This window comes from Amycolatopsis pittospori (assembly GCF_013870525.1).
GTDB lineage: Bacteria > Actinomycetota > Actinomycetes > Mycobacteriales > Pseudonocardiaceae > Amycolatopsis > Amycolatopsis pittospori.
Window position 1 is genome coordinate 18,849 of sequence record NZ_JACBXD010000078.1, and the last position, 15,829, is coordinate 34,677.

Consider the following 15,829-nt stretch of genomic DNA (forward strand, 5'->3'; position numbering starts at 1 on the left):
CTGCCGAAGAGGAGCTTTCGCGTTATGTCGACACCGAACGAGCCGGCGAAGCCGTCCGCGTCCGCCGGTTCGGCCGCGGCGAGCCTCAGTCAGGTGACCATCGCAACCCCCGCCGAACACGACGGCGACGAACCGTCGGAGGACACGATCTCTTCACGCGGCCGCAAGGCCAAGCGCGCCAAAGAAACCAAGCAGCAGGAACGCGACAACGACGGCATCGGCCCGACCGGCCGGCCGTATCGCGAGATCCCCGAACCGCCGCCGCTGGAACGCCACGGTCCCGCACTGGTGATGGCCATGTGCAACCAGAAGGGCGGCGTCGGCAAGACCACGTCGACCATCAACCTCGGTGCGGCGCTCGCCGAATGCGGCCGCCGGGTGCTGCTGGTCGACTTCGATCCCCAGGGCGCGCTTTCGGTGGGCCTCGGCATCCAGCCGCACGAGCTGGACCAGACGGTCTACAACGTCATCATGGAGCGCTCGGTCAGCATCACCGACACCATCCGGAAGACCCGGGTGGACGGCGTCGACCTGCTGCCGAGCAACATCGACCTGTCCGCGGCCGAGGTCCAGTTGGTCGCAGAGGTAGGGCGCGAACACACGTTGTTACGGGTCCTTCGTCCGGTCATGAACGACTACGACTATGTTCTTGTCGACTGCCAGCCCTCGCTAGGCCTGCTGACGGTGAACGCACTGACCGCCGCGGACGGTGTGATCATCCCTCTGGAGTGCGAGTTCTTCAGTCTGCGAGGCGTAGCGCTCCTGATCGACACCATCGAGAAGGTGCAGGAACGCCTCAACCCCAAACTGGACATCACGGGGATTCTCGCCACCATGTACGACCCGAGAACCCTGCACTCGAAGGAGGTCATGGCGAGAGTGGTGGAGGCATTCGGCGACATCGTGTTCGACACGGTGATCAACCGCACCGTGCGGTTCCCCGAGACGACCGTCGCGGGCGAACCGATCACGACGTGGGCCCCCAAATCAGCCGGCGCGGCGGCCTATCGCGCGCTGGCCCGTGAGGTGATCGCTCGGTGAGCAGGCGAGCTTCCCTGCCCGGAGCGTCCGAACTTTTCAGGATCACCTCCAGCCCCGCCCTCGATCTCCCGCCCGCGCCCGAGCAGCCCGCCCCCTCCACGGGGAACGGCGACGGGCACGACGCGGAGAACGGCGCGGGCCAGGCGCACAAGGATCAGCTGACCCGTGCGGCGCGCAGTGGTTCCGGGCGGACCAAGCACGACGCGAAGATCACCGTCTACGTCTCCGGCGACGAACTGCTGGCGATGGAGCAGGCCAGGCTGAACCTGCGGGCGAAGCACGGGCTCGTGCTCGACCGCGGCAGGCTGGTCCGCGAGGCGGTGGCCGTCCTGCTGGCCGATTTCGACTCGAACGGCGAGCAGTCGGTACTCGTCCAGCGCTTGCGGGCGGGCACCGAGGACGGGAAAGAGACCGAGAACTGATGGACGACCCGGCCGAGGCTGCTGAGCGTGGCCCGGAGCCGGTCGAGCGGACAGCGGCAGAAGAGGAAACCCCCGCCGTGCACGAGACCGTGCACGGCGGGATGGTTCCCGAAGGACTGGCCAGCGAAGAGCTGAGCACGTCGAAGTTCAAGGTGAACCTGGCGAACTTCCAGGGCCCTTTCGATCTGCTGCTCCAGCTGATCTCGCAGCACCAGCTCGACGTCACCGAAGTCGCGCTGCACCAGGTCACCGACGATTTCATCGCCTACACCCGGGCGCTCGGCACCGAATGGAATCTCGACGAGACGACCGAGTTCCTGGTCATCGCGGCCACCCTGCTCGACCTCAAGGCCGCGCGGCTCCTGCCCGCCGCCGAGGTGGAGAGCGAAGACGACCTCGCCCTGCTCGAAGCACGGGACCTGCTGTTCGCGCGCGTGCTGCAGTACCGGGCGTACAAGCAGGTCGCGGCGCTGTTCGGTGAGCTGGAGGCGGGCGCGCTGCGGAGGTACCCGCGGTCGGTCGCGCTCGAAGACCGGTTCATGGGTCTGCTGCCCGAGGTGATGCTCGGCGTCGACGTGGCGAAGTTCGCCGAGATCGCGGTCTCGGTCTTCAAACCGAAGCCGCCGCCGACGGTGTCGATCGCGCATATCCACATGGGTCGCGTTTCGGTACGCGAGCACGCCGCGCAGCTGAGGCTCAAACTCGCGGAACGGGGCGAGGCGACCTTCAGCGAGCTCGTCGAGGACTGCGAGCACACCGTCGAGATCGTGGCGCGGTTCCTCGCGCTGCTGGAGCTGTACCGCGAAGCGACGGTCCAGTTCGAGCAGCTGGAGGCGCTCGCCGAACTGCACGTGCGCTGGACCGGCGGGTCCGTCGCGGAGGCGTCGGTGGCGGCCGAACACGATCTGGCCGTCGTCGAGGACGAGGAGTACGGGTGAGCCCCGAAGAGACCGAGAAGACCGAAGCACCCGAAGAGACCTCGGTTCCCGAAGAGACCGACAGCGCGGAGGCTCCCGAGGCCGCATCCGAGGCAGAGCCAGAGGCTGAGTCAGACACAGGGGCGGAGCCGCCCGCCGACGAAGGGCTCGTGGCGGCCGGCGACGGGGACTACCCCGACGTCACCTCCGACGAGGCACTCGAAGCCGCCCTCGAGGCGTTACTGCTGGTCGTGGACTCGCCGATCAACGAGGAGTCGCTCGCCGACACCGTCGGCCAGCCCGAGTCGCGGGTGACCGTCGCGCTGCGCACGATGGCGCAGAAGTTCACCGACCGGGCGAGCGGAATCGACCTGCGCCGAGTCGGCGAAGGGTGGCGGTTCTACACTAGGGACGTCTATGCCCCGTTCGTGGAGAAGCTTCTGCTCGACGGCCAGCGTTCCAAGCTGACGCGAGCCGCACTGGAGAGCCTCGCCGTGATCGCCTACCGGCAGCCGGTGACCAGGGCCAGGGTCGCCGCCGTCCGAGGTGTGAACGTGGACGGGGTGATCAGGACGCTGCTTGCCCGCGGCCTGATCGAAGAACACGGGGCCGACCCCGAAACCACTGGCACGCTGTACGTGACGACCGAGCTGTTCCTGGAGCGACTGGGACTGTCGTCCCTGGCCGACCTTCCCCCGATCGCTCCTTTGCTACCCGAAGTGGACACCATCGATGACATCTGACCCGCATCCCGACGGCATTCGGCTGCAGAAGGTCCTTTCGCAGGCCGGCGTCGCCTCCCGGCGCGCCGCCGAGGACCTGATCGTGCGCGGTCGCGTGAGCGTGGACGGCAAGGTGGTCACCGAACTCGGCCGCCGTGTCGATCCGGACAACTCCGTGATCCACGTCGACGGCACCCGCGTCCAGGTCCGCGAGGACCTCGTCTACCTCGTGCTGAACAAGCCCAAGGGCGTGCACAGCACGATGAGCGACGACCGCGGCCGCCCGTGCGTCGGCGACTACCTGCGTGGCCGGTACGAGGAGACACCCGGCATCGTGCACGTCGGCAGGCTCGACGAGAACACCGAAGGCCTCCTGCTCCTCACCAACGACGGCGACCTCGGCCACCGGCTGATGCACCCGTCGTTCCAGGTGCTGAAGACCTACTTCGCCGAGGTCGAGGGCATCGTCCCGCGTGGTCTGGGCAAGGAACTGCGAGCCGGGTTCGAGCTTCCGGACGGCATCGTCAAGGTCGACCAGTTCCGGGTCAAGGACATGCTCGCGGGCCGCACGCAGATCGAGCTGGTCATCCACGAGGGTCGCAAGCACATCGTGCGCCGTCTGATGGCCGCCACCGGGCATCCGGTGCGCAAACTGGTCCGGACCGCGCTCGGCGACGTCCAGCTCGGCGCGCAGCGGTCGGGTTCGATCCGGCGGCTGAACCGGGGCGAGGTCGGTTCGCTCTACCGCGCCGTCGATCTGTAACCAAGACTTTCCGCCCTACTGCCCGGGTGATCATCGCGTTTAGCTCTTCTTGACGGGCTTTCAGCCGACGGGGAAGGGCTCGACCGTGAAAACTGTTGTGCTGGCAGGGATTCTGGCGGTCGTCGCGGCCGTGGTCGTGGCGCCACAGGCCGCGGCGAAACCGCGGGGCAGCGAACCGGTGTACGACTTCGCCCAGGCCGTCCGCGAGACGGCCTGGGTCGACATCGGCCTCGACGGGGACGGCGACGGCCGCTCCGACCGGGTCGCCGCCGACATCATCCGGCCGAAGGAACCGGCGGCGCAGGGCAAGAAGGTCCCGGTCATCATGGACGCGAGCCCGTACTACTCGTGCTGCGGCCGCGGCAACGAGAGCGAGCTCAAGACCTACGACTCGGCGGGCAGGCCGGTCGGGTTCCCGCTCTTCTACGACAACTTCTTCGTGCCCCGCGGGTACGCCGTTGTCCTGGTGGACCTGGCCGGTACCAACAAGTCCCGCGGCTGCACCGACGTCGGCGGGCCGTCGGACGTCAATTCGGCACGCAAGGTCGTCGACTGGCTGAACGGCCGGGCCAACGGCTACACGACGGCGACCGGATCCGCCAGGACGAACGCGACGTGGTCGACCGGCGCCGTCGGCATGATCGGGAAGTCCTACGACGGCACGATCGCCAACGGCGTCGCCGCGACCGGTGTCGACGGGCTCAAGACCATCGTGCCGATCGGCGCGATCAGTTCCTGGTACGACTACTACCGCTCCGACGGCGCGAGCCTGCGCCAGGGCAGCCCGGCCGGGCTGGCGCAGACCGTCTCCCAGCGCAACGGCGGCCAGAACTGCAGCGCGGCGAACCGGAAACTCACCGAGGGCGCGACCTCGAACGGCGACTACAACGCGTTCTGGCTCGACCGGGACCACGTGCAGAGTGCTTCGAAGGTGAAGGCCAGCGTGCTCGCTTCGCACGGTCTCGGCGACCTCAACGTCAAGACGATCAACTTCGGGCAGTGGTGGGAAGCGCTGAACGTCGAACGCAAGGTGTGGCTGACGCAGGCCGGTCACGTCGACCCGTTCGACTACCGGCGCTCGGCGTGGGTCGACACCCTGCACAAGTGGTTCGACCACTACCTGCTCGGCGTCGACAACGGCATCGAGAAGACCCCGGGCGCGAGTGTGGAACGTGCTCCCGACGTCTGGGTGGACCAGGTCGCGTGGCCGGCGGGCAGTGCCGTCACCCTGCGCCCCGCGGCCGGCACCACTCCGGGCGTCGGCACGCTGGGCGCGACCGCGGGTACGGGCACGGCGTCGTTCACCGACTCCTCCGGCCAGACGTCGAACGGCTGGGCGGCGCGGCCGACCGAGACCTCCAGCGGACGCGTGCTGTTCAGCACCGGCGCTCTCGCGAAGGACCTTCACGTGTCCGGGACGGCGAAGGTGACCGTGACCGCGACGCCGTCGACGTCCACCGCGCGGCTCTCGGCGATCCTGGTGGACTACGGCCCGGCGACGATCCGGAACTACACCGGGCCCAAGGAAGGCATCAAGAACGAGATGACGCAGTCGTGCTGGGGATCGAGCGCTTCCGGCAACGACGCCTGCTACCTGAACACGAGCGCCGACTCGGTCTCGGTCGGGCTGAACATCATCAGCCGCGGCTGGGCGGATCTGGCCAACTACCGGTCCCTGACCCAGGAATCGCCGCTGACTCCGGGCCGGCCGTACACGATGACGTTCCGGCTGGCGAGTACGGATCACGTCGTCCCGCAGGGACATCAGCTCGCGCTGATCATCGGCGGAACGGACGGCTCGTTCATCGGCGGGCCGGCGCAGTACCCGAAGATCACGGTGGACCTGGGCAACACGTCGCTGGCGCTGCCGGTCGCGGGCTCGGGTCCGTCGGCCGTCCCGGCTCCGCTTCCGACGGCTCCGGCGGGGGTCGCCCCCGCCACCGTTTCGGGGCTCGAACGCGGCTGACCCAGTGCTCCGGCGCCGAGACCTGTGCGGTTCGGCGCCGGGGCGCTCCTCAGCATCCGGCGGTCACGATCCAAACTCCACCGGGAATCCGGACCCCTTGCGGTGTCTCGAATTCGCCGAGCGCGTCCTGTACCCGGTCGCGGAGCCCGGCGATCGAGTCCGCGTCCACGTTCCGCAGGTTGTGCTGGATCGGCGCCATCGAGAAGACGAAGTCGGTCGCGGCGGGAATGTCCGCGCCGAACCCCATGTCCGCGTCCACCGGAGTGATCTCGATGTCGTGGAAACCCGCGGCCGTGAGCACTTCGGTGATCCGTCCGGGAGCCAGCAGGGAACCCATCCCGAGTGCGGCGGGCGATGGCTCACGGAGGTAGGGCGTGAGCGCCGCGGTGGCCCGGGCGTAGGCGCTGTCGGCGCCGCCTGACCGCGGGCCCAGGAAGGTGAGTCGGCCGTCCGGGGCCAGCGCCCCACGCAGATGCCCGAACGCCGCCACCAGGTCGGCGAAGAACATCACGCCGCCGCGGCTGAGGACGACGTCGAAGCCGGGCCCCGCGAACGGGTGTACCTGCGCGTCTCCCTGTTCGAACCTGATGTTGGTGATGTTTTCGGCCGCCGCGTCCCGGCGGGCGCGCTCCACCAGCGGTGCCGAAATGTCGATGCCCAGCGCGTGCCCGCTTCCGGCCTTCCTCGCGGCGAGCCGGGTGGTGAGCCCGGCGCCGCAGCCCACATCCAGGACGGTATGGCCGTCTTCGATGTCCGCGGCGGCGAAAAGCGGCGCGTCGAAGGCCGCCATCATCCCGTTGTAGCGCTCCGGGTGATCCGCCCAGAGCCTGCCCTCCCAGCCATTCCACGCTTCGGCCTGCTGCTGATTGGCGATCGCCGTCATCTCGCACCCCATCGTGATCTTTACTAGAGTTGAACTCTAGTGGTTGACTCTAGAGATAGACTCCAGTCATGAGTGGTGTCAAGGGCGCCCGGGCCGACCGGGCGGCGGAAACGCGGCGGCGGATCATCGCGGCCGCCCAGGAACTCTTTCTCGCCGACGGCTACGGGGCGACCACGCTTCAGCAGGTCGCCGACCGGGCGGGGGTGGCCGTCCAGACCATCTACTTCACCTTCCGCACCAAGTCGACGTTGCTGAAGGAACTGGTCGACGTCGCGATCGCCGGCGACGACAGCCCGGTGGCGACGATGGAGCGGCCCTGGTTCACGGCGGTGACGGACGCGCCGGACGCGCGGAGTGCTCTCGCCGCACTCGTCGCCGGGAGCCGGGCCGTGCTGGAACGGGTCGCCGCCGTCACCGACATGGTCCGCACCGCCACCGCGGCCAATCCCGAGCTGCGCGAACTGTGGCCGGACCGCGAGGACCCGCGGCACACGGTGCACGCCGCGGCCGCGAAGGCGCTACTGGAGAAACCAGGCGCCAACGCCGTTCTCTCCGCAGACCGGGCCGCGGACATCCTTTACGCCCTGCTGAGCCCGGAGCTGTTCCTCATCCTCACTCGTGACCGCGCCTGGGCTCCCGAGGTATGGGAGGTCTGGGCGGAGGAACTCTTGGCCGCGCAGTTGCTCGAACACGGCTGACCCAGTGCTATGAACGGCCCGTTACTTGCAAAATTTGCAAGTAACGGGCCGTTCATAGCATCGCTTGAGGGGATCAGCCGGTCTGCGAGGCGGGGCTCTTCGAACCGAACGGCTTCCGCTGCAGGGCGCGGGCCACCGGCTCGACGATCCGCGCGGCCGTCGGGCCGAGGATCGCCATCAGCAGCACGTAGGCCGTCGCGAGCGCGGCGAGTTCGCCGGTCACGGCTCCCGCCGCCACCGCCAGGCCGGCGATGACGATCGAGAACTCGCCTCGGGCGACCAACGCGGCCCCGGCGCGGGCCCGGCCCATCTTCCCGATGCCCTGCCTGCGTGCGGCCCACCAGCCGGTGCCCACCTTGGTGAGTGTGGTCGCCACCGCCAGCACGACCGCCCAGCCGAGTACCGGCGGGATCGACGCGGGGTTCGTGTTGAGGCCGAACACGACGAAGAACACGGCCGCGAAGAGGTCTCGCAGCGGTTCGAGCATATGCGTCGCGTTCTCCGCGGTCGAACCGGAGATCGCGATGCCGAGCAGGAAGGCGCCGACCGCGGCCGACACCTGCATCGCCGACGCGACGCCCGCGACCAGCAGCGCGGCGCCGAGGACCTTGAGGAGGAACACCTCGCGGTCCGGGCTGTCCACGGCCGCGGAGACGTACCGGCCGAATTTGAGCGCGATCACCAGCACGACCGTGATCACCATCAGCGAGATCCCCACGGCCTTCAGACCGCCGAGGAAGCTCACGCCGCCGAGCACCGCGGTGAGGATCGGCAGGTACAGCGCCATCACGAGGTCTTCGAACACCAGGATCGACAGCACCACCGGCGTCTCCCGGTTACCCAGGCGGCCGAGGTCGCCGAGCACCTTCGCGATGATCCCGGACGACGAGATGTAGGTGACGCCCGCCATCACGATCGCGCCGATCGGTCCCCAGCCGAGGATGAGCGCGACGATCGCACCCGGCGCGGCGTTGAGCACGATGTCGACGAGCCCCGCCATCCACGAGCGTTTCAGCCCGGTGAACAGTTCGGCGGCCGAGTATTCCAAGCCCAGCAGCAGAAGAAGGAGGACGACGCCGATCTCGCTGGCGAGGTGGGTGAAGTCGCCGATGTCGCCGAGCGGGATGAGCCCGCCCTGCCCGAAACACAGGCCGCCGATCAGGTACAGCGGGATGGGGGACATCCCGATCTTCCCGGCGAGGCGCCCGAGTACACCCAGCCCGAAGAAGACCGCCCCCAGTTCGATCAAGGACAGTGCGGTGTGATCCATCCGCGATCAGCCGTACTTCAAGATCTTGACGGCGGCCTCGAGACCTTCGGACGTCCCGACCGCGACGAGCACGTCGCCCGCGGTGAGGTTGAAGTCCGGGTTGGGGGAGGGGTGGACCTGACCGGCCCGCATCACCGCGACCACCGAGACGCTCGTGCGCGTCCGCATGGCGGTGTCGCCCAGCGTCCGGCCGTCGAAGGGCGACGACGACTTGATCGGAAGCTGCTTGGTGTTGATCCCCGGCAGGTCCCGGTGCTCTTCGGTGAGCTGGGCGACGAGCTGGGGCGCGCCCAGGAGGTTCGCGAGCGCGCCCGCCTCGTCGGTGGTGAGCGGAAGTGAGGCCAGACAGGCATCCGGATCGTCCGTTTTGGACACGATCAGCTCGACGTGCCCGTCGCGATGGGTCACGACGCCGACGCGGCGTCCGTTGCGGGTGGCGAAGTCCTTGCGGACGCCTATTCCGGGGAGCGGGGTCACTTCGACGTTCACGACGTCAACAGTAACTCACTGTCCGTTTCGCTTCGGCCGGATCAGGAACAGCGCCGAGATCACGATCATCAAGGCGGACGTCGCGCCGTGGATGCCGAGCGCGGCGCCCACGGAGCCGTTGTGGGTCAACACGATCAGCATGTCGCCGAACGGGATGAAGGCCAGCGCGAGGAGTGCCCAGCCCAGTGCGCGGACGTTCCGGAACAGGATCAGGGCGAGTACCACGAGAGCCGTCCCGATGTCGCGGACGCCCTTGACCGCGAGGATCGGATCACCCTTCAGCGGCATGACCGGGAGGCCGAAGCCGCCCGTCTGGGTCTCCGGGAAGAACACGTAACCGCTACCGAAGTACAGGACGAAGAGCGCGAGGGCGATGGACAGGGCGTAGGCGATCTTGATGCGGGTCATGGTCTCCGACTCCAAAAGCTAGCAGCGCTAGGAACGCTGCAGACGCTAGCGCTAGCACTGCTAGCTTGTCTAGCGGTGCTAGCATGTGCGCATGGCCACATCCCCCCGACGCGAGCGCGACCGCTCGCAACGTGAGCAACTGATCGTCACCACCGCCCGCGAGATCGCCGAAGAAGAGGGCTGGGACGCGGTCACCACCCGGCGGCTGGCGGCGAAGATCGAATACAGCCAGCCGGTGCTCTACAGCCACTTCTCCGGCAAGGGGGCGATCATGGCCGCCGCCGCGCTGGAGGGCTGCACCGAAATGGCCGCTGACCTGCGAAGGGGTGCCGGAGCGACGGAGGACTCGCGTGGCGCCTTGCTGCGGCTGGCCGAGAACTACTTCGACTTCGCGGACCGCGAACCCGCGCTCTACGACGCGATCTTCACCCTCGCCAGCGAGCTGACCTTCGCCAGTCCGGACAGCCCCGCCCCGCTACGGGACGCGTTCGACGCCTTGCTCGAAGGCGCGGGCCCCGTGGCCGGTGAGCACGATCCGGCCCTCTACACCGAAACCTTCTGGGCGGCCCTGCACGGCCTGGTCACCCTCGAACGCAGCAAGCGGCTGCCGGCGGCCGCGCGGGCGGAACGGATCGGCATGCTCGTCGACCGGTTCGCCGTGGGCGGCTGAGGAGCGTCGTTCGCCACCAGGCAGAATGGTCCTCGATCAGGTGAGCGACGAAAACGAAGAGGCGAGGAGAGTTTCGGTGGCGGGAGCCCTGCGTGGTGTGGTCGCGATGGACGGCCCGTCCGGTACCGGGAAGTCCACGGTCTCGCGGAAGCTCGCGACGAAACTCGGCGCCGGCTATCTCGACACCGGTGCGATGTACCGCATGGTCACCCTCGCCGTCCTGCGCGCCGGGGTCGACCTGGCCGACGCGCCCGCCGTGACCGACGTCGCCCGCAAGGCCGAACTCGGCATCGGCACCAGCCCCGGCGAAGCGAGCGTGACCCTCGCCGGCGAGGACGTCGCCGCCGAGATCCGCGGCGCGGACGTCACGACCGCGGTGTCGCCGGTTTCGGCCGTCCCCGCGGTCCGCGAACTGCTGGTCGCGCGGCAGCGGGAGATCATCGCCGAGGTGCTCGGCCGGGTCGGCGGCATCGTCGTCGAGGGCCGCGACATCGGCACCGTCGTCACGCCGGACGCCCAGCTCAAGGTCTTCCTCACCGCTTCGGCCGAGGTCCGCGCCGCGCGCCGCAGCGCCCAGGACTCCGCCGCCGGTCGCGAGTCCACTGTGGATGGTGCGCGGGAAGCGGTGGAACGGCGTGACCGTCTCGACTCCACCCGCGCGACGTCGCCGCTGCGCGCGGCCGAAGACGCCGTCGAGGTCGACACCTCGGCGCTCAACATCGACCAGGTGATCGTCGCCCTGGCGGAACTTGCGCTGCACCGCGGTCTCCTCGAAGGCTGCCCCGCCGAGGCCGCCAGGTGAGCGCGAAAGGACTGCCCGAGGGCGCGAGCGACCCGTTCCACACCTTCGGGCGGGGGATCTCGAAGTTCATCGTCCGGCCCGCGTTCCGGGTCCGGGTGCACGGCGCCGAGCGGGTACCGGCGTCCGGGCCGGTGGTGTTCATGGCCAACCACAGCTCGATGGCGGAACCGGCGCTGCTGTTCGGAATGTTCTCGCGGCGCACCGCGTTCCTGGTCAAGGCGGAACTCTTCAAGGGTTTCGTCGGCTGGTTCTTCCCGAAACTGGGCCAGATCCCGGTGAAACGGGGCGCGGTGGACCGCAAGCCGCTGATGATGGCGGTCAAGGTGCTCGAGGACGGCGGTGCGGTCGGGATCTTCCCCGAAGGCACCCGCGGCCTCGGTGACGCCGAAAACTTCGAGCGCGGCGCGGCCTTCCTGGTCCGCGCCGGGAACGCGACCGTGGTTCCGGTCGCCACTCGGGGGACGTACAAACCCGCCGGTGCCAAGAGGCGCTGGCGGCCACACGTCGACATCATGGTCGGCGAACCTTTCACTCCCGCGATCGGGAAGGGAAGGACAGGGCTGGAGGAGGGAACCGAGCGGCTTCGCATCGCGCTCGCGGACCTCGTGAAGGCACTGGACGAATGGCGCTTGGAGCATGGGCTCCAAGACACGCGACAGAATGTGAAGTAAGTAATGACTGAGCTTGACGGAGTCGGCGAGATCGACGGCTCCTGGTCCGACGAGTCCGAATTCACCGCGCTGGACGCCCAGATCGCCGCGGGCGAGGCCGAGGAGGAGGCGCAGCTCGCGCAGCCGGTCCTCGCCGTCGTCGGCAGGCCGAACGTGGGCAAGTCCACCCTGGTCAACCGCATCCTCGGCCGCCGCGAGGCGGTCGTGCAGGACGTCCCCGGCGTGACCCGGGACCGGGTCGCCTACGACGCCTTCTGGGCGGGCCGCCGGTTCACCCTGGTCGACACGGGCGGCTGGGAGCCGGACGCGACCGGGCTGCAGGCCTCCGTCGCCGCGCAGGCCGAGATGGCGATGGCCACCGCCGACGCGGTGCTGCTGGTCATCGACGCCAGTGTCGGCGCGACGGCGACCGACGAAGCCGTCTCCAAGGTGCTGCGCCGCTCCAAGAAGCCGGTGCTGCTCGCCGCCAACAAGGTCGACGACGACCGCCTGCTCGCCGACACCGCGTCGCTGTGGTCGCTGGGCCTCGGCGAGCCGTACCCGGTCAGCGCGTTGCACGGCCGCAGCTCGGGCGACCTGCTCGACGCGATCGTCAAGGCGCTGCCTTCGATGCCGCGCGACGGCGACCGCGCCACCACCGGCCCGCGCCGCGTCGCACTGGTCGGTAAGCCGAACGTGGGCAAGTCGAGCCTGCTGAACAAGCTCTCCGGCGAAGAGCGGTCCGTCGTGGACTCGGTCGCCGGCACCACCGTCGACCCGGTCGACTCGCTGGTCGAACTGGACGGCGACACCTGGCGGTTCGTCGACACCGCGGGCCTGCGCAAGCGCGTCAACTCGGCCAATGGCGCGGAGTACTACGCCTCGCTGCGGACCAAGACCGCGATCGACGCGGCCGAGGTCGCGATCGTGCTGCTGGACGCGGCCGAGCCGCTCTCCGAGCAGGACCTGCGGGTGCTGACCATGGTCGTCGAGGCCGGGCGCGCCTGCGTCCTCGCCTTCAACAAGTGGGACCTCGTCGACGAGGACCGCCGCCACGCCATGGTCCGCGAACTGGACCGCGGCCTCGTGCGGGTGCCCTGGGCGGACAAGGTCAACATCTCCGCGCTCACCGGGCGTTCCGTGCGCAAACTCGCGCCGGCGCTGCGGACCGCGCTGAAGTCCTGGGACCAGCGGGTTCCCACCGGCCAGCTGAACGGCTGGCTCGCCGACCTCATCGCCGCGACCCCGCCGCCGGTGCGCGGCGGTAAGCAGCCGAAGGTGCTGTTCGCGACCCAGGCGGGCATCCGGCCGCCGACGCTGGTCCTGTTCACCACCGGATTCCTCGAGGCGGGCTACCGGCGATTCATCGAACGCAAGTTCCGTGAGCGATTCGGTTTCGAAGGCAGCCCCGTTCGGGTGAATATCCGGGTTCGGGAAAAGAAGCAAAGGCCCAAGGTCGGCGGAAAAGCGGCAGGAAAACCGAAGACTCGCTGATTTCCCACAATGTAGGTGAATAGTTCACGGGCTGGACACGCCGATGACCTCGGTCTTCGGCGTGTCCCCGGTGAGGTTCGACACTCTGCCGAGACCCTGCCGAGATAGGGCGTTCACCTGCGGTAAAGTGATTGGTCTGCTAGCGGGCGCCTCATTCGGAGAGCGAGCCCGAATGACGCACTTCGCGAAAGGTGTGTGATGGGCTTGCGCGCCCACGCTTCTGCCGTGCCCGTGGTGACCGCCCGATGACGCTGACCGCCGATTCCCGGCCGATCGCCTGCGTCGCCGACATCACCGTCGCCCCGTCGCCCGCCCCCGTCGCCGACCGAGCCCTGTTCTGGTCCGGTCTCGGCGCCGGTGAGCGCACCCTGATCGACATCCTCGCCGAGACCGCCGCCCGCCATCCCAACGCGGGCGCGATCGACGACGGCGAGACCACGCTGTCCTACCGCAAGCTCGTCGAGGAGATCGACGCCTACGGCCGCAAGCTGACCGCCAACGGCGTCGGCGTCGGCGACCGCGTGGGCGTCCGGATCTCCTCCGGCACCGCGGAGCTGTACGTCGCCATCCTCGCCGTCCTGTCCGTCGGCGCCGCCTACGTGCCTGTCGACGCGGACGATCCGGACGAGCGCGCCGAGCTGGTCTTCGGTGAGGCCGACGTCGCCGCCGTCGTCTCCGATGGCGGCGCGATCACCGTCGTGGGCTCGCCCGGCGGTATCGAGGGTTCTCCCGCACCGGCCGACGACGCCTGGATCATCTTCACCTCCGGTTCGACCGGTAAGCCGAAGGGCGTCGCCGTCTCGCACGCCTCCGCCGCCGCGTTCGTCGACGCCGAGGCGCAGCTGTTCCTGACCGAGGAGCCGATCGGCCCCGGCGACCGCGTGCTCGCGGGGCTGTCGGTCGCCTTCGACGCGTCCTGTGAAGAGATGTGGCTCGCCTGGCGGCACGGCGCCTGCCTGGTCCCGGCGCCGCGTTCGCTCGTGCGTACCGGTGTCGACCTCGGGCCTTGGCTCGTCGCGCAGGGCATCACCGTCGTCTCGACCGTTCCGACGCTGGCCGCGCTGTGGCCCGCCGACGCGCTCGAAGACGTCCGTCTGCTGATCTTCGGCGGCGAAGCGTGCCCGCCCGAGCTGGCCGAGCGCGTCGCCGTCGAAGGCCGCGAAGTCTGGAACACCTACGGCCCGACCGAGGCCACCGTCGTCGCCTGCGCCGCGCAGATGACCGGCGAGGGACCGGTCCGCATCGGCCTGCCGCTGGTGGGCTGGCAGCTCGCCGTCGTCAACGAGGCGGGCGAACCGGTCGCGATGGGGGAGACCGGCGAGCTGGTCATCGGCGGTGTCGGCCTGGCCCGGTACCTCGACCCGGAGAAGGACGCCGAGAAGTTCGCGCCGCTGCCGTCGCTGGGCTGGCGCCGTGCCTACCGCAGCGGTGACATGGTCCGCGCCGAGGCGGAGGGCCTGCTGTTCCTCGGACGGCTCGACGAACAGGTCAAACTCGGCGGGCGCCGGATCGAACTCGGCGAGGTCGACGCCGCACTCCAGGCGCTGCCCGGGGTTCAGGGCGCCGCCGCCGCGATCCGCCGCACCAAGGCGGGGAACCAGGTGCTGGTCGGCTATGTCGTGCCCGCCGAGGGGGTGAAGTTCGACCACGACGAGGCCGCGACCCGGCTGCGCGAGCAGCTGCCCGCCGCTCTCGTCCCGCTGCTCGCGCTGATCGGCGACCTGCCGACCCGGACCTCCGGGAAGGTCGACCGCAACGCGCTGCCGTGGCCGCTGTCCACTGTGGACGCCGCCAAATCCGGGCTGTCGCCGACGGAGAGCTGGCTGGCCGAAGGCTGGGCGGAGATCCTGGGCGTCTCGGTCGACAACCCGAAGGCCGACTTCTTCACGAACGGTGGCGGGAGCCTGACGGCCGCGCAGCTGATCGCGCGGATCCGTACCCGGCACCCGCAGGTGTCGGTGAACGACATCTACGCCAACCCCAAGCTCGGCGCGCTCGCCTCGCTGCTGGACGCGCTGAGCGGCGAGAAGACCGAACGCCGCGACATCGCGCCGACCCCGCGCAAGGCCGGGATCATCCAGTCGCTGCTGATGATCCCGCTGATGGGCCTGGTCGGCCTGCGCTGGACGACGATCGCCGCGACGCTCTCGAACATCCTGTCGCTGGCCGGTTTCGCCTGGGCGCCGACGCTGAGCTGGGCGTGGATCGCCGTTGCGTGGGTCGCCCTCTTCAGCCCGGCGGGCCGGATCGCGATCTCCGCGACCGGCGCGCGGCTGCTGCTGCGCGGTATCCGCCCCGGCAGCTACCCGCGGGGCGGCAGCGTCCACTTGCGACTGTGGACGGCCGAGAAGCTCGCCGAGTTCAGCGGCGCGGACAGCGTCGCGGGCGCGTCCTGGATGACGACGTACGCCAAGGCACTCGGCGCGCGGATCGCCAAGGACGTCGACCTGCACTCACCGCCGCCGGTCACCGGCATGCTGAAGCTCGGCCGCGGTGCCGCCATCGAACCCGAGGTCGACCTGACCGGGCACTGGGTGGACGGCGACCTCGTGCACATCGGCAAGATCCGGATCGGCGCCGACGCGCGGATCGGCGCGCGCAGCACGCTGTTCCCGGGTGCCCGGATCGGCAAGG

16 protein-coding genes are annotated in these 15,829 nt (G+C 69.4%); 12 read left to right on the top strand and 4 right to left on the bottom strand.

From position 1 onward, the window contains the following. Window positions 1-24 precede the first annotated feature (24 nt). From H5J31_RS31440 to H5J31_RS31465, 6 genes are all read left to right on the top strand, one after another. Window positions 25-1,041 carry a ParA family protein gene (locus H5J31_RS31440; protein WP_181776296.1) on the top strand — a complete coding sequence of 339 codons (1,017 nt, stop codon included), beginning with the start codon at window positions 25-27 and terminating at the stop codon, window positions 1,039-1,041. Beyond that, a complete protein-coding gene (locus H5J31_RS31445; RefSeq protein WP_181776297.1) occupies window positions 1,038-1,463 on the top strand; it encodes a cobyrinic acid a,c-diamide synthase in 426 nt (141 codons plus the stop codon). Before H5J31_RS31440 ends, H5J31_RS31445 begins: the two co-directional genes overlap by 4 nt. Further along, window positions 1,463-2,401 (top strand): segregation and condensation protein A, encoded by a 939-nt coding sequence (locus H5J31_RS31450; protein ID WP_181776298.1) that lies wholly within the window; start codon window positions 1,463-1,465, stop codon window positions 2,399-2,401. The genes H5J31_RS31445 and H5J31_RS31450 overlap by 1 nt, the downstream gene beginning before the upstream one ends. Beyond that, window positions 2,398-3,123 carry an SMC-Scp complex subunit ScpB gene (gene scpB / locus H5J31_RS31455; protein WP_181776299.1) on the top strand — a complete coding sequence of 242 codons (726 nt, stop codon included), beginning with the start codon at window positions 2,398-2,400 and terminating at the stop codon, window positions 3,121-3,123. Before H5J31_RS31450 ends, scpB begins: the two co-directional genes overlap by 4 nt. After that, on the top strand, window positions 3,113-3,865 hold the full coding sequence (locus tag H5J31_RS31460) for a pseudouridine synthase (RefSeq protein ID WP_037303202.1): 753 nt from the start codon (window positions 3,113-3,115) through the stop codon (window positions 3,863-3,865). The genes scpB and H5J31_RS31460 overlap by 11 nt, the downstream gene beginning before the upstream one ends. 97 nt (window positions 3,866-3,962) lie before the next feature. Beyond that, entirely contained in the window at window positions 3,963-5,831 is a 1,869-nt protein-coding gene (locus H5J31_RS31465; protein WP_181776311.1) for a Xaa-Pro dipeptidyl-peptidase, read from the top strand. Window positions 5,832-5,880: 49 nt separating this feature from the next. Here H5J31_RS31465 and H5J31_RS31470 read toward each other — a convergent pair whose 3' ends face one another. After that, the gene (locus H5J31_RS31470; RefSeq protein ID WP_181776300.1) at window positions 5,881-6,714 is read right to left on the bottom strand and encodes a class I SAM-dependent methyltransferase; all 834 of its coding nucleotides are present in this window, start codon (window positions 6,712-6,714) and stop codon (window positions 5,881-5,883) included. Between the two features lie 68 nt (window positions 6,715-6,782). Between H5J31_RS31470 and H5J31_RS31475 the strand changes: the two genes are divergently transcribed. Next, window positions 6,783-7,412, top strand: a complete 630-nt coding sequence (locus H5J31_RS31475) for a TetR/AcrR family transcriptional regulator (RefSeq protein WP_181776301.1) — start codon at window positions 6,783-6,785, stop codon at window positions 7,410-7,412. A gap of 73 nt (window positions 7,413-7,485) precedes the next feature. Here H5J31_RS31475 and H5J31_RS31480 read toward each other — a convergent pair whose 3' ends face one another. Genes H5J31_RS31480 through H5J31_RS31490 form a run of 3 tightly spaced genes read right to left on the bottom strand, consistent with a single transcriptional unit; the run spans window position 7,486 to window position 9,579 of the window. Further along, entirely contained in the window at window positions 7,486-8,682 is a 1,197-nt protein-coding gene (locus H5J31_RS31480) for a cation:proton antiporter (RefSeq protein ID WP_181776302.1), read from the bottom strand. A 6-nt stretch (window positions 8,683-8,688) separates the two neighbouring features. Continuing rightward, window positions 8,689-9,171, bottom strand: a complete 483-nt coding sequence (locus H5J31_RS31485; protein WP_037348145.1) for a cation:proton antiporter regulatory subunit — start codon at window positions 9,169-9,171, stop codon at window positions 8,689-8,691. A gap of 15 nt (window positions 9,172-9,186) precedes the next feature. Next, a complete protein-coding gene (locus H5J31_RS31490; RefSeq protein WP_181776303.1) occupies window positions 9,187-9,579 on the bottom strand; it encodes a DUF4267 domain-containing protein in 393 nt (130 codons plus the stop codon). 91 nt (window positions 9,580-9,670) lie between these two features. Here H5J31_RS31490 and H5J31_RS31495 point away from each other — a divergent pair, with 91 nt between their 5' ends. From H5J31_RS31495 to H5J31_RS31515, 5 genes are all read left to right on the top strand, one after another. Beyond that, window positions 9,671-10,249 (top strand): TetR/AcrR family transcriptional regulator, encoded by a 579-nt coding sequence (locus H5J31_RS31495; protein WP_181776304.1) that lies wholly within the window; start codon window positions 9,671-9,673, stop codon window positions 10,247-10,249. Between the two features lie 97 nt (window positions 10,250-10,346). Then, window positions 10,347-11,051: a (d)CMP kinase gene (gene cmk / locus H5J31_RS31500; protein WP_181776312.1), complete on the top strand. Its 705-nt coding sequence runs from the start codon at window positions 10,347-10,349 to the stop codon at window positions 11,049-11,051. After that, the gene (locus H5J31_RS31505) at window positions 11,048-11,722 is read left to right on the top strand and encodes a lysophospholipid acyltransferase family protein (protein ID WP_181776305.1); all 675 of its coding nucleotides are present in this window, start codon (window positions 11,048-11,050) and stop codon (window positions 11,720-11,722) included. Before cmk ends, H5J31_RS31505 begins: the two co-directional genes overlap by 4 nt. Window positions 11,723-11,725: 3 nt before the next feature. Further along, window positions 11,726-13,195, top strand: coding sequence for a ribosome biogenesis GTPase Der (der, locus tag H5J31_RS31510; RefSeq protein ID WP_181776306.1), 1,470 nt, complete (start codon window positions 11,726-11,728; stop codon window positions 13,193-13,195). Between the two features lie 245 nt (window positions 13,196-13,440). Further along, a partial coding sequence (locus tag H5J31_RS31515) for a non-ribosomal peptide synthetase (RefSeq protein WP_181776307.1) occupies window positions 13,441-15,829 on the top strand: 2,389 nt, incomplete at its 3' end.